Annotated in this window: 1 pseudogene; it reads left to right on the top strand. The window is 68.0% G+C overall.

Features of this window, described 5'->3' with window-relative positions:
- The first annotated feature begins 45 nt into the window (after positions 1-45).
- A pseudogene (locus tag ACIBZJ_RS43195) lies at positions 46-1,330 on the top strand (IS701 family transposase).
- Positions 1,331-1,348 lie beyond the last annotated feature (18 nt).

The following is a 1,348-nucleotide window of genomic DNA, read 5'->3' as shown; positions in this document are numbered from 1 at the left end:
TACTACAGCAGCGCTTCGTTGTATTAGCCTGCTCGTGTGTCTGATGTGGTCAGTGAGGATTTGGCGGCGTGGGCTGCGGGGTTGGACGGGCTGGTGGCACGGATCGCGGGCCGGTTCGGACGGGCGGAGACGCGTCGGCAGGCGCGGGTGTATCTGACGGGTTTGCTAGCGCCGGTAGAGCGTAAGAATGGCTGGCAGTTGGCCGAGGCGGCGGGGGATTCGACGCCGGATCGGATGCAGCGATTTCTGCGGATCGCCCGATGGGATGCCGACCTCGTGCGTGATGACCTGCGGAACTATGTGTTCGAGAGTCTCGGTGATCCCGATGGTGTGCTGATCGTGGATGAGACCGGGTTCCTGAAGAAGGGCGTGCGTTCAGCCGGAGTGCAGCGGCAGTACTCCGGCACGGCCGGGCGGATAGAGAACTGCCAGCTCGGAGTGTTCCTGGCGTATGCGTCCCCGGCCGGGCGGGCGTTGATCGACCGGGAACTGTATTTGCCGAAGTCCTGGACCGGGGCGCCGGAGAGACTCACCGACGCGGCAGTCCCGGACTCGGTGGGGTTCGCGACCAAACCGCGGCTGGCCACCGACATGCTGGCCCGGGCGCTGGACGCCGGGGCGCCGGCCCGGTGGGTGACTGCGGACGAGGCCTACGGAAAGGACTCGAAGTTCCGGGCCTTCTGCGACCAGCGCCGGATCAGCTATGTCGTCGCTGTTCCCCGCAGCCAGAGCGCGGACCTGGGCCCGGCCGGTTCGGCGCGGGTCGACACCCTGGCCGGGCAGGCCCCTGCTCAGGCCTGGAAACGGCTCTCTGCCGGTGACGGCGCGAAAGGCCCGCGGGTCTACGACTGGGCCATGGCCGCCTTACCCAGCGCGCCCGCCGATACCGGTGGCCGGTGGGTGCTGCTCCGCCGCAGCCTCACCGACCCCACCGACCTGGCGTTCTACCTCTGCGCCGGACCGGTCGGCACCACCATCGACACGCTCGTGCGCGTCGCCGGTGCCCGCTGGGCGATCGAAGAATGCTTCCAAGCCGCCAAAAACGAGACCGGCCTCGACCACTACCAGGTCCGGACCTGGACGGCCTGGTACCGGCACATCACCCTCGCGATGCTCGCCCACGCCTTCCTCGCCGTCACCGCCGCCACCGACCCAAAAGCAGCAGCGACCTGGTCGCCCTCAGCCCGAACGAGATCCGCCGTCTCCTGGCACATCTGATCGGCACACCCACACGAACTCTCCGGCACGCCCTGGACTGGTCACGGCTCCGCCGACGCCACCAGGCCCGCGCCCGAAAAGCCCACTACCAGCGAAGACAGCAACTATCTAACGAAGCGCTGCTGTAGTA

Origin of the sequence: Cryptosporangium sp. NPDC051539, assembly GCF_044454545.1 — a bacterium.
Taxonomy (GTDB): Bacteria; Actinomycetota; Actinomycetes; order Mycobacteriales; family Cryptosporangiaceae; genus Cryptosporangium.
Note: the sequence above shows the minus strand (reverse complement) of the source record. Positions and strands in the feature narration are given on the sequence as shown.